The sequence below is a fragment of the Oryzobacter faecalis genome (assembly GCF_046764005.1).
GTDB classification, from domain to species: Bacteria; Actinomycetota; Actinomycetes; order Actinomycetales; family Dermatophilaceae; genus Oryzobacter; species Oryzobacter faecalis.
This window is the reverse complement of record NZ_JBKOFW010000001.1, coordinates 617,827-635,676: the sequence shown is the minus strand read 5'-3', so window position 1 is coordinate 635,676 and position 17,850 is coordinate 617,827. Positions and strand designations below refer to the sequence as shown.

General features: G+C 73.5%; 19 protein-coding genes. 7 read left to right on the top strand and 12 right to left on the bottom strand.

What is annotated here, in order from left to right:
- Window positions 1-3 precede the first annotated feature (3 nt).
- A complete protein-coding gene (ctaD, locus tag ACK8HX_RS02985) occupies window positions 4-1,752 on the bottom strand; it encodes an aa3-type cytochrome oxidase subunit I (protein WP_411939343.1) in 1,749 nt (582 codons plus the stop codon).
- Window positions 1,753-1,778: 26 nt separating this feature from the next.
- Window positions 1,779-2,681 (bottom strand): aa3-type cytochrome oxidase subunit II, encoded by a 903-nt coding sequence (gene ctaC / locus ACK8HX_RS02980; RefSeq protein ID WP_411939153.1) that lies wholly within the window; start codon window positions 2,679-2,681, stop codon window positions 1,779-1,781.
- 95 nt (window positions 2,682-2,776) lie between these two features.
- Here ctaC and ACK8HX_RS02975 point away from each other — a divergent pair, with 95 nt between their 5' ends.
- Entirely contained in the window at window positions 2,777-3,940 is a 1,164-nt protein-coding gene (locus ACK8HX_RS02975) for an aminotransferase class V-fold PLP-dependent enzyme (protein ID WP_411939152.1), read from the top strand.
- Window positions 3,937-4,200: a sulfurtransferase TusA family protein gene (locus ACK8HX_RS02970; RefSeq protein ID WP_411939151.1), complete on the top strand. Its 264-nt coding sequence runs from the start codon at window positions 3,937-3,939 to the stop codon at window positions 4,198-4,200. The genes ACK8HX_RS02975 and ACK8HX_RS02970 overlap by 4 nt, the downstream gene beginning before the upstream one ends.
- Here the strand turns inward: ACK8HX_RS02970 and aat are convergent.
- The 4 genes from aat to ACK8HX_RS02950 form a co-directional block, all read right to left on the bottom strand.
- A complete protein-coding gene (aat, locus tag ACK8HX_RS02965) occupies window positions 4,158-4,862 on the bottom strand; it encodes a leucyl/phenylalanyl-tRNA--protein transferase (protein WP_411939150.1) in 705 nt (234 codons plus the stop codon). The genes ACK8HX_RS02970 and aat overlap by 43 nt on opposite strands.
- A 16-nt stretch (window positions 4,863-4,878) precedes the next feature.
- The gene (locus tag ACK8HX_RS02960) at window positions 4,879-5,862 is read right to left on the bottom strand and encodes a carbohydrate kinase family protein (RefSeq protein ID WP_411939149.1); all 984 of its coding nucleotides are present in this window, start codon (window positions 5,860-5,862) and stop codon (window positions 4,879-4,881) included.
- 116 nt (window positions 5,863-5,978) lie between these two features.
- Complete coding sequence (locus ACK8HX_RS02955) at window positions 5,979-6,353, bottom strand: HesB/IscA family protein (RefSeq protein WP_411939148.1); 375 nt, start codon at window positions 6,351-6,353, stop codon at window positions 5,979-5,981.
- 254 nt (window positions 6,354-6,607) lie between these two features.
- Window positions 6,608-7,774 carry a glycerate kinase family protein gene (locus ACK8HX_RS02950; RefSeq protein WP_411939147.1) on the bottom strand — a complete coding sequence of 389 codons (1,167 nt, stop codon included), beginning with the start codon at window positions 7,772-7,774 and terminating at the stop codon, window positions 6,608-6,610.
- A 123-nt stretch (window positions 7,775-7,897) separates the two neighbouring features.
- Between ACK8HX_RS02950 and ACK8HX_RS02945 the strand changes: the two genes are divergently transcribed.
- Together ACK8HX_RS02945 and nadA are read left to right on the top strand one after the other, a co-directional pair.
- Window positions 7,898-8,425 carry a DinB family protein gene (locus ACK8HX_RS02945; RefSeq protein ID WP_411939146.1) on the top strand — a complete coding sequence of 176 codons (528 nt, stop codon included), beginning with the start codon at window positions 7,898-7,900 and terminating at the stop codon, window positions 8,423-8,425.
- A gap of 17 nt (window positions 8,426-8,442) precedes the next feature.
- Window positions 8,443-9,639 carry a quinolinate synthase NadA gene (nadA, locus tag ACK8HX_RS02940; protein ID WP_411939145.1) on the top strand — a complete coding sequence of 399 codons (1,197 nt, stop codon included), beginning with the start codon at window positions 8,443-8,445 and terminating at the stop codon, window positions 9,637-9,639.
- Between the two features lie 10 nt (window positions 9,640-9,649).
- Here nadA and ACK8HX_RS02935 read toward each other — a convergent pair whose 3' ends face one another.
- Complete coding sequence (locus tag ACK8HX_RS02935; protein ID WP_411939144.1) at window positions 9,650-10,690, bottom strand: glutathione S-transferase family protein; 1,041 nt, start codon at window positions 10,688-10,690, stop codon at window positions 9,650-9,652.
- Window positions 10,691-10,701: 11 nt separating this feature from the next.
- A complete protein-coding gene (locus tag ACK8HX_RS02930; RefSeq protein WP_411939342.1) occupies window positions 10,702-12,003 on the bottom strand; it encodes a dipeptidase in 1,302 nt (433 codons plus the stop codon).
- 146 nt (window positions 12,004-12,149) lie between these two features.
- On the opposite strand from ACK8HX_RS02930, the gene ACK8HX_RS02925 reads away from it, so the two are divergent.
- Window positions 12,150-12,731, top strand: coding sequence for a DUF3043 domain-containing protein (locus tag ACK8HX_RS02925; protein WP_411939143.1), 582 nt, complete (start codon window positions 12,150-12,152; stop codon window positions 12,729-12,731).
- Window positions 12,732-12,744: 13 nt separating this feature from the next.
- Here the strand turns inward: ACK8HX_RS02925 and ACK8HX_RS02920 are convergent, their stop codons facing one another.
- Both ACK8HX_RS02920 and gcvT read right to left on the bottom strand, forming a co-directional pair.
- Window positions 12,745-12,960, bottom strand: coding sequence for a hypothetical protein (locus ACK8HX_RS02920; RefSeq protein ID WP_411939142.1), 216 nt, complete (start codon window positions 12,958-12,960; stop codon window positions 12,745-12,747).
- On the bottom strand, window positions 12,957-14,060 hold the full coding sequence (gcvT, locus tag ACK8HX_RS02915) for a glycine cleavage system aminomethyltransferase GcvT (protein WP_411939141.1): 1,104 nt from the start codon (window positions 14,058-14,060) through the stop codon (window positions 12,957-12,959). Before gcvT ends, ACK8HX_RS02920 begins: the two co-directional genes overlap by 4 nt.
- 55 nt (window positions 14,061-14,115) lie before the next feature.
- On the opposite strand from gcvT, the gene ACK8HX_RS02910 reads away from it, so the two are divergent.
- Entirely contained in the window at window positions 14,116-15,648 is a 1,533-nt protein-coding gene (locus ACK8HX_RS02910; protein ID WP_411939140.1) for a leucyl aminopeptidase, read from the top strand.
- 51 nt (window positions 15,649-15,699) lie between these two features.
- Here ACK8HX_RS02910 and ACK8HX_RS02905 read toward each other — a convergent pair whose 3' ends face one another.
- Both ACK8HX_RS02905 and ACK8HX_RS02900 read right to left on the bottom strand, forming a co-directional pair.
- Window positions 15,700-15,894 carry a DUF5302 domain-containing protein gene (locus ACK8HX_RS02905; protein ID WP_411939139.1) on the bottom strand — a complete coding sequence of 65 codons (195 nt, stop codon included), beginning with the start codon at window positions 15,892-15,894 and terminating at the stop codon, window positions 15,700-15,702.
- Between the two features lie 74 nt (window positions 15,895-15,968).
- Window positions 15,969-16,292 carry a hypothetical protein gene (locus ACK8HX_RS02900; RefSeq protein ID WP_411939138.1) on the bottom strand — a complete coding sequence of 108 codons (324 nt, stop codon included), beginning with the start codon at window positions 16,290-16,292 and terminating at the stop codon, window positions 15,969-15,971.
- A gap of 161 nt (window positions 16,293-16,453) precedes the next feature.
- Between ACK8HX_RS02900 and lpdA the strand changes: the two genes are divergently transcribed.
- The gene (gene lpdA / locus ACK8HX_RS02895) at window positions 16,454-17,836 is read left to right on the top strand and encodes a dihydrolipoyl dehydrogenase (protein ID WP_411939137.1); all 1,383 of its coding nucleotides are present in this window, start codon (window positions 16,454-16,456) and stop codon (window positions 17,834-17,836) included.
- The last annotated feature ends 14 nt before the right edge of the window (window positions 17,837-17,850 follow it).

The window sequence follows — 17,850 nt, the reverse complement described above, 5'->3', positions numbered from 1 at the left end:
CGGTCAGTGCTCCTTCTTCTCGTCGGGCTCGACGAAGGCGTTGTCCCCGAGGTCGGCCGGGCCGAGCGCGTCGACGAGGACGCTCTCCTTGGCCATCCGCTGGTCGTGGTACCCGCCCGGGGCCGCCTGCGGGTGACGGAGGTCGAACGCTGGCCGCTCGGAACGGATCCGGGGGATCTCGGTGAAGTTGTGCCGCGGGGGCGGGCAGGAGGTCGCCCACTCCAGCGACCCGCCGTAGCCCCACGGGTCGTCGACCTCGACGAGCGGCGCCGAGCGCCACGTCTTCCACACGTTGTAGAGGAACGGCAGCGTCGACAGCCCGAGCAGGAAGGCGCCGGTCGTCGAGATCTGGTTGCCGAGCTGGAAGCCGTCCTCGGGCATGTAGTCGGCGTACCGGCGGGGCATGCCCTGCATCCCGAGGATGTGCTGGACGAGGAAGGTGAGGTGGAAGCCGATGAACAGCATCCAGAAGTGGACCTTGCCGAGCGTCTCGTCGAGCATCCGGCCGGTGAGCTTGGGCCACCAGAAGTAGAAGCCCGAGAACATCGCGAAGACGACGGTGCCGAAGACGACGTAGTGGAAGTGCGCCACGACGAAGTAGCTGTCGGACAGCTGGAAGTCCAGGGTCGGCGTCGCGAGGATGATGCCGGTGAGGCCGCCGAGGAGGAAGGTCACGAGGAAGCCGTTGGCCCAGAGCATCGGCGTGTCGTAGCTGACCTTGCCGCCCCACATCGTGCCGATCCAGTTGAAGAACTTCACCCCGGTGGGCACGGCGATGAGCATCGTCATGATCGCGAAGAACGGCAGCAGCACCTGTCCGGTGACGTACATGTGGTGCGCCCACACGCTGACCGAGAGGGCCGCGATGGCGATCGTCGCGTACACGAGGGTCTTGTAGCCGAAGATCGGCTTGCGCGAGAAGACCGGCAGGACCTCGGAGATGATGCCGAAGAAGGGCAGCGCGATGATGTAGACCTCGGGGTGCCCGAAGAACCAGAAGATGTGCTGCCACAGCATCGCCCCGCCGTTCTCGGGGTCGAAGACGTGGGCCCCGAAGCGCCGGTCGGCGCCGAGCGCGAAGAGCGCGGCGGCCAGGGCCGGGAAGGCGATGAGCACGAGGATCGAGGTGATGAGCACGGTCCACGTGAAGATCGGCATCCGGAACATCGTCATGCCGGGCGCGCGCATGCACAGGATCGTCGTGATGAAGTTGACGGCACCGAGGATCGTGCCGAAGCCACCGAGCGCGAGGCCGAAGACCCACAGGTCCCCGCCGAGGCCCGGGCTGTAGCTGTTGTCCGAGAGCGGGGCGTAGGCGAACCAGCCGAACGAGGCGGCCCCACCGGGAGTGAGGAAGCCGGCGCCGGCGATGATGCCGCCGAACAGGTAGAGCCAGTACGCGAACATGTTCAGCCGCGGGAAGGCGACGTCGGGGGCGCCGATCTGCAGCGGCATCAGCGCGTTCGCGAAGCCGGCGAACAGCGGCGTCGCGAAGAGCAGCAGCATGATCGTGCCGTGCATCGTGAACAGCTGGTTGTACTGGTCGGGGTTGTCGACCAGCTGCAGCCCCGGCTCGGCGAGCTCGGCGCGGATGACGAGCGCCATGAGCCCGGCGATGAGGAACCAGATGAACGAGGTGATGAAGTACAGGTGCCCGATGACCTTGTGGTCGGTCGTGGTGACCCACTTGATGACGACCGAGCCGGGGGCGATCCGCCGGCTGCGGGCCCGCGTGGTCGTCTCCCGCAGCATCGTGCTGTCGGTGGCGGCGCTCATCGTCACTGACTCCCGTCGATGTTCTCGTTGTCGATCTGGTCGTCCATGAGCTGCTCCCGGTTGAGCTCGTTGTTGAGCAGGCCGGTCTGCCCCTTCGCCCGCAGCTCGGCGACGTGGGCGTCGTACTCGGCGCGGGAGACCACCTTGACGTTGAACAGCATCTGCGAGTGGTAGGCCCCGCAGAGCTCGGCGCACTTGCCCTTGAAGGTGCCCTCCTGCGTGGGCGTGACCTGGAAGCGGTTGACCCGTCCCGGGATCATGTCCATCTTCTGGAGGAAGGCCGGCACCCAGAACGAGTGGATGACGTCGCGCGCGGTGAGGACGAACTCGATGCGCTCGCCGACCGGCAGGTACATCGTCGGGACGGTGTCGACCGCGCCGGGCTCCCCCGTGAGGATCGCCTGCGTGCCGACCTCGTGGACGTCCTCCTCGACGTAGTTGAAGTCCCAGCTCCACTGCTTGCCGACGACGTTGACCGTGACGTCCGGGTCCGGTCGGCGCTCGAGCAGGGCCGCCTCGTCGCGCGCGGTGTAGGCGAAGAGGACGACGACCATGAAGATCGGCACGACGGTGTAGAGGATCTCGATCGGGATGTTGTAGCGCAGCTGGACCGGCAGCTCGTTGTCGTCCTGCTTGCGGCGGTAGGCCGCGGCGCACCAGACGATGAGGCCGATGACGAGGGCGCCCACGGCGAGCGCCGCGATCCACGCGCCGATCCACAGCGTCGTGACCGTCTCGCCACCCTCGGTGACGGCGTTTGGCAGCCAGCCGGTCGAGGCGTCGCCGCGGAGGTCCTCGGCGCTCGAGCACCCCGTGAGGGCGGCGGCCGGGAGCGACCCGATGAGGGCCCACGCGCCGAGGCGGCGGCGGGCCCGACGGGGCGTGGGGAGGTCGTGCTGGCGCACCGCTGCACCCTTCGTCAGGAGGAGGTCGACGGACGCTGCAAACCCTACTGCACCCCCCACGGACCGGTCAGGCAGGGGGGACTAGCGTCGAACCTGTGGCGGACACCTCTGACCTGCGCCTCGACGGGGGCCTCCTCGACGCCGTGAGGGGTCCGCTGCACCCCCTCGCGGCCCGCACCCTCGAGGCCGCGCTGGGGCCCGGGTCGGCCGACCCGACCCGCCTCCACGGCCCCGGCCGGGAGGCCCGCGCCCTCCTCGACACCGCCCGTTCCGTCCTCGCCGAGGCCCTGGGCGCCCGTCCCGGGGAGGTGTCGGTCCACGTCGGCGCCGAGGCCGCCCTCGAGCTCGCGGTCACCGGGCTGCGCCACGCCCGGCGGCGGGTCGGCGAACGGGTCGTCGCCGCGGCGACCGAGCGGTCGGTCGTCCTCGTCCAGCCGGGCGTCGGCGAGCCGGTGCCCGTCGGGCGGGACGGGCGCGCCGACGTCGCGGCCTACGCAGACGCGCTCGCGGCGGGCGACGTGGGCGCGGCGGTGGTCCAGACCGCCAACGGCGAGGTCGGCACCCGCCAGCCGGTCGCGGAGGTCGCCGCCGCGGCACGCGCGGCCGGTGTGCCCCTCCTCCTCGACGCGACGTCCTCCCTAGGGCGGGACGCGACCTCCGACGCCCTGCTCCGCGACGCCGACGTCGTCGTCGCCGACGCGGCCTCGTTCGGTGGACCTCCGCTGGGCCTGCTCGCGGTGCGGGCCGGTACCCGGTGGGGGCTGCCCGGCCCGCGGCGCGAGGCCGAGCAGGGGCGCGAGCACGCGGCCCCCTGGGTGCCGCTCGTCCTCGCCGCCGCCGAGGCCTGGCGCCAGGGCGCGGCCGGTCGGGCGGCCGAGGAGGCCGAGGCCCGCGCCCTCGTCGACCGCGTCCGGGCGGCGGCGGCCGCGGTCCCCGACGTCGAGGTCGTCGGCGACCCCGCCGACCGCCTCCCCCACGTCGTCACCTTCAGCGTCCTGTACGCCGACGGCGAGGTGCTCGTCGAGGAGCTGGCCCGCCGCGGCCTGCACGTCGCCTCCGGCTCGGCGTGCACGTCCAGCGCGCTCCGCCCCAGCCACGTCCTCGCGGCCATGGGCGTCCTCACGCACGGCAACGTCCGCGTCACCCTCCCCCTCGCCGGCGTCTCCCCCACCCGCGCCGACGACGTCGAACGGCTGTGCCGCGAGCTGCCGGACGCCGTCGCCGCCGTCCGGCGCCGGCTCGGGACGGACGACCTGTGAGCGAGCCGGAGGGCGACGCCCTCGTCGTCGACGCCCGCGGCACCCGCTGCCCCGTGCCCGTGATCCGGGTGGCGCGGGCCGCTCGCACCCTGCCGCCGGGGTCGCGCCTCACCCTCCTTGCCGACGACGTCGCGGCCCGCTCGGACGTGCCGGCGTGGGGCCGGATGCGCGGGCACGAGGTCGAGGTGGGCGCGGCCGACCCCGACGGGGTGACGACCTACCGGGTCGTGGTGGGCGGGGCGGCCGAGAGGTCGACCTGAGGGGCCTTGAGCGCCTCCCGGAGCGCGGCGACGTACCGCTCCCGCGGCCACTCCTGCGCCCCGAGCCGCTGGAGGTGCTCGGTGGCCCACTGGACGTCGACGAGCCGGCGCGGGTCGCCGTCGGCGAAGAACCGCTCGACGAGCCCGACGAGGGCCACCTTCGACGCGTCGCGCACCGAGTGGAACATCGACTCCCCGGCGAACAGGCCCCCGACCGACAGCCCGTAGAGCCCACCGACGAGCTCGCCGTCCTGCCAGGCCTCCACGCTGTGCGCCCAGCCCAGGTCGTGGAGGCGCCCGTAGGCCGCGGCGATGTCGTCGGTGATCCACCGCCCGTCGCGGTCGGGGTCGGCGCAGCGCCTGACGACCTCGTCGAAGGCGGTGTCGACCCGCACCTCGAACCGGTCCAGCGCCCGGCGCAGGGAGCGCCGCACCCGCAGGGCCCCGACGGGGATGACGCCCCGCGGGTCGGGCGACCACCAGCCGATGGTGCCCGAGCCGTGGACCCCCAGGCCCATCGGGAACAGTCCGGCCCGGTAGGCCGCGAGGATGGTGCCGGGCTCGAGGTCGGCGCCGGCGGCGACGAGGTCCTCGCCCGGGTCGGCGCGCGTGCCGTCGAGGAGCCAGTGGCTCGGCTCCGGGTCGACGGGCGGGAACGGCATCGTGGGCCGGTCCCGGTCAGCCGTTGGCGGTGCGCACGAGGGGTGCGATCTCCTCGGCCGCCTCGGCGCCGTAGGCGGTCTCGATGCGCTCGAGGAAGGCGTCTCGCCGCACGACGTACTCCTGGGTGCCGACCGTCTCGAGGACGTACGTCGCGAGGGTCGAGCCGATCTGCGCGCACCGCTCGTGGCCGAGCCCACCGGCGAGGCCGACGAGGAAGCCGGCGCGGAAGGCGTCACCGACGCCGGTGGGGTCGACGCGCTTGACCTCGCCGGCGACGGGGACGTGGATCGGCTCCTCGCCCTTGGTGCGGATGTCGGCACCGTCCTTGCCACGGGTGATGACGCGGGTCGTCACGCGCGCGTCGATCTCCTCCTGCGTCCACCCGGTCTTGGTCTCGGTGAGGTGCGACTCGTACTCGTTCGTGAACAGGTAGTCCGCACCGTCGATGAGCGAGCGGATGACGGGCCCGTCGGCGAACGCGAGCTGCTGGGAGGGGTCGGCGACGAAGGGGATCCCGCGGCTGCGGCACTCCTTGGTGTGGCGCAGCATCGCCTCGGGGTCGTCGGCGCCGATGAGGACGAGGTCCAGCCCCCACTGCTCGTGGATCGGGCCGAGCTCGATCATCCGCGCCTCGGCCATCGCGCCCTGGTAGAAGGTGGCGATCTGGGCCATCGTGTCGTCGGTCGTGCAGACGAAGCGGGCGGTGTGCCGCGAGTCGGAGATGTGCACGTGGTCGGTGACGACGCCGTGCCGTGTCAGCCAGCTGCGGTAGTCGGCGAAGTCCTCCCCTGCGGCCCCGACGAGGATCGGGCGCGAGCCGAGCACCGCCATCCCGAAGCAGATGTTCCCGGCGACACCGCCGCGGCGGATCTCCAGGGAGTCGGCGAGGAAGCTGACCGAGATCTTGTCCAGCTGCTCGACGACGAGGGAGTCGGCGAAGCTCCCCCGGAAGGTCATGAGGTGGTCGGTGGCGATGGACCCGGCGACGGCGATCTGCACGGGGAGAACCTACCGTCCGCGGCGGGGCGGACGGACCCCCGGGGACGCCGAGAGGGCCCGCACCGTGGTGGTGCGGGCCCTCTCGGGTGGGCCGGCGGCGAGGCCGGCCGGGCGCGTCAGCTGAAGCTGTCGCCGCAGGCGCACGAGCTCCCCGCGTTGGGGTTGTCGATGGTGAAGCCCTGCTTCTCGATCGTGTCGGCGAAGTCGATGGTGGCGCCCTCGAGGTAGGGGGCGCTCATCCGGTCGACGACGACCTCGACACCGCCGAAGTCGCGGACGAGGTCACCGTCGAGGGTGCGCTCGTCGAAGTAGAGCTGGTAGATCAGGCCCGAGCAGCCACCCGGCTGCACGCCGACCCGCAGGCGGAGGTCGTCGCGACCCTCCTGCGCGAGCAGGGACTGGACCTTCGTGGCCGCGACGTCGGTGAGGACGACGCCGTGGGCGGCCTCCTCGGTCGTGGGGGCCTCGGTGGTCTGGAGCTGGTCGCTCATGGATGGCACTCCTGTAGCTGGCGGTGGCCGGTTGCCGGCCGGGTCGCGGGGGTCAACCTCGTGGGGTCGCTCCGTGTTCCCGGCGCCCTCCCATGGTACGTCGGTCCCGGGCGCGGTCCGCCCGGGTGTCCACCGGCGCGTCGTCACCATCGCCGATCCGAGGCGCGTGCTACCGCCCCGTAGGTGTCGCGATCGCGACACCGACGGGGCGGTAGCCCGTGCCCTGGCGGGGGTCGGAGGGCGTGTGGTCGGCGTCAGCGCGCGGGTGACCAGGTGCGGGCGACCCGGGCCGTGCGGGCGGCGAGGGTCTCGACGGGGTCCGCGACCATCGCCTCGACCTCCCGGGGGGTCTCGGCCACGGCGTAGGTCGCGGCGAGCCCGAGCGCCATCGTCTCCCGCCGCCCGACGAGGCACTCCCCCGCGACGAGGACGGTGGGCCGGGCCGTCTCCAGGGTGGCGGCGGCGACCCCGGCCACGACCGAGCCGCGCATCGTGCTCCAGTCGACCCGGCCGGCGCCGGTGACCACGAGGTCGGCCCGCGCGGCGGCGATGCCGAACCCGACCTCGCGCAGCACCGTCTCGACGGCTCCCACCCGGCGCGCGCCGAGGGCGAGCAGGGCGAAGCCGAGGCCGCCGGCCGCGCCCGCGCCGGGCTCGCGGTCGAGGCGGCGCGGCATCCCGGAGAGCAGGTCGAGGGGCGGGGCGGGGACGGATCGGCGCACGACGTCGGTGAAGTGCCCCAGCGCGCCCTCGAGGGCCTGTGCCTGCGTCGCGGAGGCCCCCTTGCGCGGCGCCTCGACGGCGCTCGTGCCCTGCAGGCCGAGGAGCGGGGTGTCCTCGTCCGTCGCGAGGACGAGGTCGACGCCGGCCAGCCGGTCCAGGACGGCGGGCAGCCCGACGAGGGCGTCGTCGGGGGCGTCGGCGAGCGCGAGGCCGCCGCGCGCGAGCACCGAGGCCGGCCCTGCCCCGAGCGCGGCGAGCAGGCCGGCGCCGGCGTCGTTCGTGGCACCGCCGCCCACGCCGAGGACGACCGTCGCGGCGCCCTCGGCGAGCGCGGTCTCGACGAGGCGCCCGACACCCCAGGTGCTCGTGAGGCCGGGGTCTCGCTCGTCCGCGCCGAGGAGGTGGATGCCGGTCGCCTGGGAGGCCTCGATGTACGCCGTCCTGCGCCCGCCGCGCTCGACGAGGAGGACGGCGGCGGGGACCTCACGGCCCAGCGGGTCGCTGACGGTCGTCATCACCGTGGTCCCGCCCAGGGCGCGGCCGAGGACGTCGAGGAAGCCCGGCCCTCCGTCGCTGAGCGGGAGGAGGTCGACCTCGTCGTGCGGGGCGCCGCGGTTCCAGCCCTCCGCCATGGCCGTCGCCGCCTGCACCGGGCCGAGCGTTGACCCGAAGGAGTCCGGGGCGATGAGGACGCGCACGGCGAGAGGGTATCGGTGGGCGGGGCGGTGGGCACGGCGCCGGGGCGCAGGTGTCGGTGGCGCTCGCTAGCGTCGGGTCGGACGGGGTGCGCGAGCACCGCCACCGACCGGGGAGGACCAGCGATGACCGCGACACCGCAGGGCACGACCGACACCACCCTCGACCCCGAGCGGGTCTCGCTCCTCGAGGCGCTCGCCCAGCAGAGGTACTTCTTCCTCCACACCGTGGAGGGCCTCACCGACGACCAGGCGCGGCTCACGCCCACGGCGAGCGAGCTGTGCCTCGGCGGCCTCGTCAAGCACGTCGCCCTCACCGAGCGCGGGTGGACCGACTTCGTCGAGAGCGGGGCGATGGCCGGGGGCGAGGACGCCGACCTCGAGGCCCGGGCGAACGAGTTCCGGCTGCTCCCCGACGAGACGCTCGAGGGCGTCGTCGCGCTCTACCGGGAGGTCGCCGCCCACACCGACGAGCTGGTCCGCACCTGCGACCTCGGCGCCGACCACGCCCTGCCCCCGGCGCCCTGGTTCACCCCGGGCGAGCGGCGCAGCGCGCGGCGCGTCTTCGTGCACATCCTCTCCGAGCTGGCCCACCACACCGGGCACGCCGACATCATCCGCGAGTCGATCGACGGTCAGAGGTCCATGGGCTGAGCACCTACGATCGAGGGGTGACGACGACGACCGACACACCCCGCAACGCGCCACTGCCCCTGCTCGTCCTCGGGCACGGTCGCGACCTCGCGAGCGAGCGCGGCGTCGAGTGCCCCGGCGACCTGCCGGCGCCCTCGGACCCCGGGCTGGTCGAGCGCGCCCGCGCGGCCAAGGAGGCCCTCGGCGACCGCGTCTTCGTCCTCGGGCACCACTACCAGCGCGACGAGGTCATCCAGTTCGCCGACGTCACGGGCGACTCGTTCAAGCTCGCGAAGGAGGCCGCCGCGCGCCCGGACGCCGAGTACGTCGTCTTCTGCGGGGTGCACTTCATGGCCGAGTCGGCCGACATCCTCACCGCCGACAGCCAGACCGTCGTCCTGCCCGACCTCGCGGCCGGCTGCTCGATGGCCGACATGGCCGCCATCGACCAGGTGGAGGAGTGCTGGGACGAGCTCGTCGAGGCCGGGGTCGCCGACGTCACGGTGCCCGTGACGTACATGAACTCCTCGGCCGCCATCAAGGCGTTCACCGGGCGCCACGGCGGGACCATCTGCACGTCCTCCAACGCCAGGACCGCGCTGACGTGGGCCCTCGAGCAGGCAGGGTCCGGCGGCAAGGTCCTCTTCCTCCCCGACCAGCACCTCGGTCGCAACACCTACGCCCGCGACCTCGGCCGCCCGCTCGAGGACTGCGTGGTCTGGGACCCGCACCGGGCGATGGGCGGCCTCACCCCCGAGCAGCTGCGCGACGCGACGATGATCCTGTGGCGCGGGCACTGCTCGGTCCACGGCCGCTTCTCGGTCGAGGCCGTCGAGGCGGCCCGCCGCGAGATCCCCGACGTCAAGGTCATCGTCCACCCCGAGTGCCGCCACGAGGTCGTCGAGCTCGCCGACGAGGTCGGCTCCACCGAGAAGATCATCAGGACGATCGCGGCCGCCCCGCCGGGGACCGCGTGGGCGGTGGGAACCGAGCTCAACCTCGTGCGCCGCCTGGCCGCCGAGTTCCCCGAGCAGCGGATCGTCTTCCTCGAGAAGAACGTCTGCTACTGCTCGACGATGAACCGGATCGACCTCCCGCACCTCGTGTGGGCGCTGGAGTCGCTCGCCGAGGGGCGGGTCGTCAACCCGATCCGGGTCGACCCCGACGTCGCCCACCACGCGCGCGTCGCCCTCGACCGGATGCTCGCCCTCCCCGGCGAGACCGCCAAGGACTGACCCCGCGCGCTCAGACGTGCACGAGGCCGTCGGGGCCGACGTGGGGGTTGTGGGCGGTCGGCACGCGCTCGCCCTCCGGGGGCGGTCCGGGCGGCGTGCCGTCACCGAAGGGGTTGTCGCCCAAGGACTCCCGGCCGTGCGGCTCGGCCCAGCCGGAGAGGTCGGGACCGGCGGGGACCACGCCGGTCGGGTTGATGTCGCGGTGGACCTCGTAGTAGTGGCTCTTGACGTGCACGAAGTCCGTCGTGTCGCCGAACCCGGGCGTCTGGAACAGGTCGCGCGCGTAGGCCCAGAGGACCGGCAGCTCGGACAGCTTGTGCCGGTTGCACTTGAAGTGACCGTGGTAGACGGCGTCGAAGCGCGCGAGGGTCGTGAACAACCGCACGTCGGCCTCGGTGATCGTCTCGCCCATGAGGAAGCGCCGGGTCGACAGCCGCTCGGTGAGCCGGTCGAGGGCGGCGAACAGGCGGGCGTATGCCTTCTCGTACGCCGCCTGGGTGCCGGCGAAGCCGCAGCGGTACACGCCGTTGTTGACCTCGGTGTAGACCTCCTCCATCACCGCGTCCATCTCGGGGCGCAGCGCCTCGGGGTAGAGGTCGGGTGCACCCTCGCGATGGAAGGCGGACCACTGCGTCGACAGGTCGAGGGTCAGCTGGGCGAAGGCGTTCGTCACGACCGCGCCGCTCGGGACGTCGACGACCGCCGGAACCGTGATGCCCCGCGGGTAGCCCGGGAAGCGCTTCTCGTAGGCGTCCTTCAGGCGCGGGATGCCGAGCACCGGGTCGACGCCACCGGGGTCGAGGTCGAAGGTCCAGCTGTCGGCGTCGTGGGTCGGTCCGCACACCCCCATCGAGAGCACCGGCTCGAGGCCGAGGAGACGGCGGACGATGATCGCCCGGTTGGCCCACGGGCAGGCGCGCGCGACGACGAGGCGGTACCGGCCGGCCTCGACGGGCCACTCGTGCTCCCCGGTGCCGTCACGGGCGATGCGGTCCTCGATGTACGACGTGTCGCGGCGGAACTCGTCCTCGACGTAGCTGCCCTGGGCCATCGGAACCTCCCTCAGCGCGGCAGCGCGCCGAGACGGGCGAGCAGGACGGCCTCGGCGACGCAGACCTTCTCGAACTCGCCGAGGTGCAGCGACTCGTTGGCGCCGTGGGCGCGGGCGTCGGGGTCCTCGACACCCGTGACGAGGATGGCGGCCTCGGGGAACCTCTCGGCGAACGCCGCGACGAACGGGATGGACCCGCCGACCCCGATGTCGACGGGCTCGACCCCCCACGCGTCGCGGAAGGCCGCCCGGGCCTCGTCGTAGACCGGTCCGTGCGCGTCCGCCGCGAACCCCAGACCACGGTCGTCGAGGTGGACCTCGACCTTCGCGCCCCACGGGGTGTTCGCGAGCAGGTGCCCCTTGACGAGCTCGAACGCCTCCAGGTCGTCCTCGTCAGGAGCCAGGCGGATGGAGACCTTCGCCGAGGCGCTCGGCACGAGCGTGTTCGACGACGTCGCGACCGAGGGGGCGTCGATGCCGATCGTCGTGGCGGACGGCTTGGTCCAGATCCGGCTGAGGAGCGACCCGGACCCGATCGTCGAGACGCCGTCGAGCAGGCCCGACTCCTCGCGCAGCCGCTCCTCGGAGAACTCGAGGTCGGCCGCGACGCCCTCCTTCAGGCCGGCGACGGCGACGTTGCCGGCGTCGTCGTGGAGCGAGGCGAGGACGCGCACGAGCGTGGTGAGGGCGTCGGGGACCGCGCCGCCGAACATCCCCGAGTGCACGCCGTGGTCGAGGGTCGACACGGTGACGACGACGCGGATCATCCCGCGCAGCGTCGTTGTGAGGGCCGGCTCGCCGATCGCCCAGTTCGTGGAGTCGGCGAGGACGATGGCGTCGGCGCGCAGCTTCTCGCCGTGCCGCTCGAGGATCGTCGGCAGCGAGTCGGAGCCGATCTCCTCCTCGCCCTCGACGAAGACGGTGACGCCGACCGGCAGCGCCCCGGCGTGCGCGCGCAGGGCGGCGACGTGCGCCAAGATCCCGGCCTTGTCGTCGGCCGCGCCGCGCCCGTAGAGCCGCCCGTCGCGCTCGGTGGGCTCGAACGGCCGGCTGTCCCAGAGCGCCTCGTCGCCGGGGGGCTGGACGTCGTGGTGCGCGTAGAGCATCACCGTGGGCGACCCGGGCGGGCCGTCGACGTGCCCGATGACGGCCGGCCGCCCGCCCTCGCGGACGATCTCGACCTCGAGGCCCTCGGCGCGCAGCAGCGCGGCCGTCGCCTCGGCGCTCGCCTCGACGTGGGCCTGGTCGAACGCGTCGAGGCTGACGCTCGGGATGCGGGTGAGGGCCTCGAGGTCGGCGCGCACGCCCGGCATCAGGTCGGACACGCGGTCGCGGAGGGCGGAGAGCTGGTCGGTGGGGAGGACGTCGGTCACCCGCCCGACCCTACCTGCGGCCGGGGACGCGGCCGGGCCGGGGAGCAGGCGTCCGAGCAGTCCCGCGGAGCGCCTAGAGTTGGGGGGTGTTCGGACGCAGCAAGACCACCAACGACCAGCTCGCCGAGGACGCCCTCGCCCACCGCGAGGGCGCCAAGAACCGGCCGACCCCCCGGCGCCGCGACCAGGAGGCCGCCCGCAAGCGCCCCCTCGTCGTCACCGACCGCAAGCAGGCGCGGGCGCAGGACCGCGAGAAGCGCCGTGAGGCGATGTCGAAGGCGCGCCAGGCCATGATCACCGGCGACGAGTCACACCTCCCCCCGCGCGACAAGGGTCCGGTGCGCCGCTACATCCGCGACCACGTCGACGCCCGGCGCAACCTCGCCGAGTTCATGCTGCCGTTCATGCTCATCGTCCTCGCGCTCAGCTTCGTGCGCACCAGCGAGATCCTCCTCATGGTCACGGTGCTGACCTACGGCATCCTCCTCACCGCGATCGCCGACACCTTCCTCATGTGGCGCAGGCTGCGGGCGCGCCTCGTCGAGAAGTTCGGCGAGGAGGCCGCGAGGACCCGCGGCAACGGGATGTACGCGGCGATGCGCGCCTTCCAGCTGCGCCGGTCGCGGATGCCGCGTCCCCAGGTGGACCGCGGGCAGTTCCCCGCCTGACCCGCGTCCTCCCTCAGGGAGCGGCGTCCAGGCTCATCGGGCCGTAGACCTTCTCACCGTCGCGGTACAGGGTCACGGCGGCGACGCCGGCGTCCGACAGGTCGTGCCACACCTCGCCGAACCAGCTCTCGGCGTCGGACTGGGTCGGGAAGGCGGTCTCGGTGAGGGCCTCCCCGGTCAGCGCGGCGCCCGAGGCGTCCTCGTAGCCCCAGGTCCACTGCTCGCTCATGCTTCCCGCACCCCCACCTCGACGAACGGCGGCTTGGAGACCGTGGCGGGGACGTCGCGCCCGCGCACGTCGACGACGACCTCGTCGCCGAGGGTCACCGACCGGTCGAGCAGCGCGAGGGCGATGCCCTGCTTGCGCGTGGGCGAGAACGTCCCCGACGTCACCTCGCCGACCACGGCACCCGACTCGTCCTTGACGTCGCAGTGCGGGCGCGGGATGCCCCGCCCGGTGACGACGAGGCCGCGCATGAGGCGGGTCTGCTTCGCCGCACGCTCGGCGGTGAGCGCCTCCTTGCCCCAGAACCGCGGCTTGTCCCAGCCGACCGCCCAGGCGGCGCCGGCCATGACGGGCGTGATGTCGGCGGACAGGTCGTTGCCGTGGAGCGGGTACCCCATCTCGGTGCGCAGCGTGTCGCGGGCACCGAGCCCGGCGGGCAGACCGCCCTCGGCGCGCACGGCCTCGACGAGGGCGTCCCACACCGAGGCGGTGACGTCCCACGCGGGGACGATCTCGTAGCCGCGCTCGCCGGTGTACCCCGTGCGGCAGACGATGACGGGCAGCCCCTCCCACTCGACCTCGACGAAGCTCATGTAGTCGTGGTCGACGGGCAGGCCGAGGGCGCGGAGCACCTCGTCGGAGCGCGGGCCCTGCACCGCGACGACGCCGTACGCGTCGTGGAGGTTCTCGACGGTGACGCCCTCGGGCGCGGCGGTCGCAAGGAGCTCGACGACCCGGGCGGTGTTCGCGGCGTTGGGGATGAGGAAGACGTCGTCGTCACTGCGCAGGTACTGGATGAGGTCGTCGACGACCCCACCGTTCTCGGTGCAGCACATCGTGTACTGCGCCTGTCCCGGACCGATCCGGAGCAGGTCGTTGGTGAGGCAGCTGTTGACGAAGTCGGCCGCGCCGGTGCCCGAGACGCGGGCCTTGCCCAGGTGCGACACGTCGAAGATTCCGACCCGCTCGCGCACCGCCGTGTGCTCGGCGACGACCCCGCCACCGGGGTACTCGATGGGCATCGACCAGCCCCCGAAGTCGGCCATCTTGGCGCCGAGCGCGACGTGCCGGTCGTGGAGCGGGGAGCGCAGGAGGTCGGTCATGCCGGGCACGTTACCGCCTGCCGTGGGGCCCGCGGCTGCTCGGTAGGGTGCGCGCATGACCACCCTCTCCGTGACGACCCGCACGCCCGCCGAGCTGCCCGCCGACACCCTCGTCGTCGGCTCGGTGAGCACCCCCGACGGCCCCGACCTCGCGACGGGCCACGGCCTCCCCCGCAAGGCCGTCGTCCACCTCCAGGCGGTCCTCGCCGACGTCGAGGCGACCGGGAGGCCGGACGAGGTGGTCCGCGTCGTCGCCGTGCCCGGGGTCAAGGCGACCTCGGTCGTCCTCACCGGGCTCGGGGAGGGGACGACGCGGCGCACGGCGTACCCGCACGAGGTGCTGCGCGGGGCCGCCGGTGCCGCCCTGCGCACGGTGCGCGGCAAGAAGTCGGTCGCCCTCGCCCTCCCGACGCCCGATGTCGAGAGCCTGTCCGCCGTCGCCGACGGGGCGTTCGCCGGCTGCTACACGTACGACCGGTCCGGCCCGCTCCCGGCGCGCCGCACCGGCGCCACGAAGGGCGCCGCCCGGGCGGCCTCCGCCGGGCCGCGGATCACCGTGGTGTCGGGTGCGGGCCAGGGGAAGGCGGCCAAGGACGCCGTGGCGCGCGCCGCCGTCCTCGGGGCAGCGCGCGACTGGGCCCGCGACCTCGTCAACACCCCCCCGAACTACCTGTTCCCCGCCTCGTTCGCCGACGCGGTGAAGAAGCGCGCCTCGGCCTCGACCGCGAAGATCTCGGTGTCCGTCCTCGACGAGAAGGCGCTCGTCAAGGGCGGCTTCGGTGGCATCACCGGAGTCGGCCAGGGCTCGGCCAACCCGCCGCGGATCGTCACGATGTCGTGGGCACCGAGCGCGCCGAAGGCCTCGGTCGCCCTCGTCGGCAAGGGCATCACCTTCGACTCCGGCGGCCTCAACATCAAGCCGGCCACCGGGATGGTGACGATGAAGTGCGACATGGCCGGCGCCGCCGCCGTCGCCGCCGCGGTGCTCGCCGCCGCCGAGCTCGACCTCCCGGTCGCGGTCACCGGCTACCTCTGCCTCGCCGAGAACATGCCGAGCGGCACGGCCCAGCGCCCGAGCGACGTCGTCGTCATGCGCGACGGCACGAGCGTCGAGATCCTCGACACCGACGCCGAGGGGCGCATGGTCCTCGGCGACGGCCTCTGCCTCGCGAGCGAGAAGCACCCCGACTGGATCGTCGACGTCGCCACCCTCACCGGCGCCCAGGTGGTCGCCCTCGGCACCGACATCGCCGGCGTCATGGGCAACGACGACACCTTCCGCTCCCGCGTCGTCGACGCCGCCGGGTCGGCCGGTGAGGGCGCGTGGCCGATGCCGCTGCCCGTCGAGCTGCGCAAGAAGCTCGAGACCCCCACCGCCGACATCGCCCACAAGGGCGACCGCGACGGCGGCATGCTCACCGCCGGCCTCTTCCTCCAGGAGTTCGTCGGCGAGGGCATCCCGTGGGCCCACATCGACATCGCCGGACCCGCGTTCAACGAGAAGGGCCCGAAGGGCGCGACCCCCAAGGGCGGCACCGGCTTCGGCGTCGGCACCCTCCTCACCCTCGTCGAGGGCTCGGCCGGCTGACGCGGCCCCACGGCACCCGCGCGGGCGCACGGTCCCGCGGGTGGCGGGCGGTCAGCCGCCGCTCTTGCGCCGGAACATCTGCTGCCGGGCGCTCGTCTCGGGGCCGTGGGCGCCGCCGACCTTGCCGTGCTCGGAGGTGTCGGAGACGTCGGTGCCGCCGTGGGCCTGCTTCTTCTCGAGCGCGGCCTTGAACCGGGCCTTGACGTCGTCGGGCACGGCGGCGCGGGGTCGGTCCTTGGATGACATCGGGGTCGTCCTTCCGTCGGGGATCGGACCCCCACGCTCGCACGGACGGGTCCCCGGGGCCAGCGGATTGGTGCTCAGCGCTCCTTGGAGCGGCGCTGGCGGGCGGTCCACTCGCGCATCCGCGCGGGGTAGCCGGTGAGGTTGACGTCGTAGACCGGGACGTCGAGGCCGCGCGCCACCTCGAAGGCGACGGGGCGCGAGGGCAGCGCGCGCCGGGTCCACTCGCCGTCGTGGGCGATGAGGACGACGGTCGTGGCCGTGATGTTCGTGGCCGGCTCGACGTAGGCCTCGACCCCGCGGCGCGACGCCACGAAGTCGGCGAGGTGGGCGCGCGCGCTCGACAGGTCCGCCCCTCCCCTGGGCGACGCCGGGCCGCGCCGCCTCCTCCACCACGCCATGCGCCCACGATAGGGCGTGCCTCCCGCACCCCGGTGGGAGCACGCTGGGAAAGGGATGTGTGCACCCTCGACGGGAGTGCAAGGATGCTCGTCAGCGTCGTGCCGGCACCACCCGCGCCGCGGACGCCCCGCCCGTCGCCACCACGAAGGAGCTGCCCGGGATGCCGGCCACCGCCGAGACCACCCATGACGTCGTCGTCCTCGGAGGGGGGAGCGGCGGGTACGCCTGCGCGCTGCGCGCGGCCGAGCTGGGCCTGACCGTCGCGCTCGTCGAGAAGGACCTTCTCGGGGGGACCTGCCTGCACCGTGGCTGCATCCCGACCAAGGCGCTCCTCCACGCCGCCGAGGTCGCCGATGCGGCGCGCGAGGCGTCGCGGTTCGGCGTGCGGGCCACGCTCGACGGCATCGACCTCCCGGGCGTCACCGCCTACCGCGAGGGCGTCGTCTCGCGGCTGCACAAGGGCCTGCAGGGGCTCGTGAAGTCCCGGAAGGTCGAGTACGTCGAGGGCGAGGGCCGCCTCGAGGACGGCCGCACCGTCGTCGTCGGCGACCGCCGGCTCGTCGGGCGGCACGTCGTCCTCGCCACCGGGTCCTTCGCCCGCACCCTGCCCGGCCTGGAGATCGGCGGCCGGGTCATGACGAGCGACCAGGCGCTCGGGCTGGACGAGGTACCGGGGCGCGTCGTCGTCCTCGGCGGCGGGGTCATCGGCGTCGAGTTCGCCTCCGTCATGCGCTCGTTCGGCTCGGAGGTCACCGTCGTCGAGGCTCTCCCCCGGCTCGTCGCGGCCGAGGACCCGTCGTGCTCGACGGCGCTCGAACGGGCGTTCAGGAAGCGCGGGATCACGGTGCGCACCGGCGCGCGGTTCGAGTCGGCCTCGCAGGCCGGCGGCGTCGTCACCGTGACGCTCGAGGGCGGCGAGTCCCTCGAGGCCGACCTCCTGCTCGTCGCGGTGGGCCGCGGCCCCTCGACGTCCGGGCTCGGGTTCGAGGAGGCCGGCGTCACGCTCGAGCGCGGTTTCGTCGTCACCGACGAGCGGTGCCGCACCTCCGTCGAGGGCGTGTGGGCCGTGGGCGACATCGTGCCCGGCCTGCAGCTCGCGCACCGCGGCTTCGCCCAGGGCATCTTCGTCGCCGAGTCGATCGCCGGGCTCTCGCCGGTGCCGGTCGTCGACGCCGAGATCCCGCGCGTCACCTACTGCGAGCCGGAGGTCGCCTCGGTCGGCCTCACCGAGGAGCAGGCGCGGTCCGCCCACGGCGACGCGGTCGAGACCTACGAGTACAACCTCGGCGGCAACGGCAAGAGCCAGATCCTGCAGACCCAGGGCTTCGTCAAGCTCGTGCGCGTCAAGGAGGGCCCGGTCGTCGGCGTCCACATGGTCGGCTCGCGCATCGGCGAGCAGGTCGGTGAGGCCCAGCTCGTCGTCGGCTGGGAGGCCCACCCCGAGGACGTCGCCTCCCTCGTGCACGCCCACCCCACCCAGAACGAGGCCCTCGGCGAAGCCCACATGGCGCTCGCCGGCAAGCCGCTCCACGCACACAACTAGAGTGATGAACGCCA

What these genes read in the sequence shown, in the direction of transcription:
- ACK8HX_RS02955 (WP_411939148.1), bottom strand. Translation starts at nt 6,353, where the DNA reads ATGAGCGACCAGCTCCAGACCACCGAGGCCCCCACGACCGAGGAGGCC.
- lpdA (WP_411939137.1), top strand. Translation starts at nt 16,454, where the DNA reads ATGCCGGCCACCGCCGAGACCACCCATGACGTCGTCGTCCTCGGAGGG.
- aat (WP_411939150.1), bottom strand. Translation starts at nt 4,862, where the DNA reads ATGCCGTTCCCGCCCGTCGACCCGGAGCCGAGCCACTGGCTCCTCGAC.
- ACK8HX_RS02910 (WP_411939140.1), top strand. Translation starts at nt 14,116, where the DNA reads ATGACCACCCTCTCCGTGACGACCCGCACGCCCGCCGAGCTGCCCGCC.
- ctaD (WP_411939343.1), bottom strand. Translation starts at nt 1,752, where the DNA reads ATGCTGCGGGAGACGACCACGCGGGCCCGCAGCCGGCGGATCGCCCCC.
- gcvT (WP_411939141.1), bottom strand. Translation starts at nt 14,060, where the DNA reads ATGACCGACCTCCTGCGCTCCCCGCTCCACGACCGGCACGTCGCGCTC.
- ACK8HX_RS02935 (WP_411939144.1), bottom strand. Translation starts at nt 10,690, where the DNA reads ATGGCCCAGGGCAGCTACGTCGAGGACGAGTTCCGCCGCGACACGTCG.
- ACK8HX_RS02905 (WP_411939139.1), bottom strand. Translation starts at nt 15,894, where the DNA reads ATGTCATCCAAGGACCGACCCCGCGCCGCCGTGCCCGACGACGTCAAG.
- ACK8HX_RS02930 (WP_411939342.1), bottom strand. Translation starts at nt 12,003, where the DNA reads ATGCCGGGCGTGCGCGCCGACCTCGAGGCCCTCACCCGCATCCCGAGC.
- ACK8HX_RS02900 (WP_411939138.1), bottom strand. Translation starts at nt 16,292, where the DNA reads ATGGCGTGGTGGAGGAGGCGGCGCGGCCCGGCGTCGCCCAGGGGAGGG.
- ACK8HX_RS02920 (WP_411939142.1), bottom strand. Translation starts at nt 12,960, where the DNA reads ATGAGCGAGCAGTGGACCTGGGGCTACGAGGACGCCTCGGGCGCCGCG.
- ACK8HX_RS02945 (WP_411939146.1), top strand. Translation starts at nt 7,898, where the DNA reads ATGACCGCGACACCGCAGGGCACGACCGACACCACCCTCGACCCCGAG.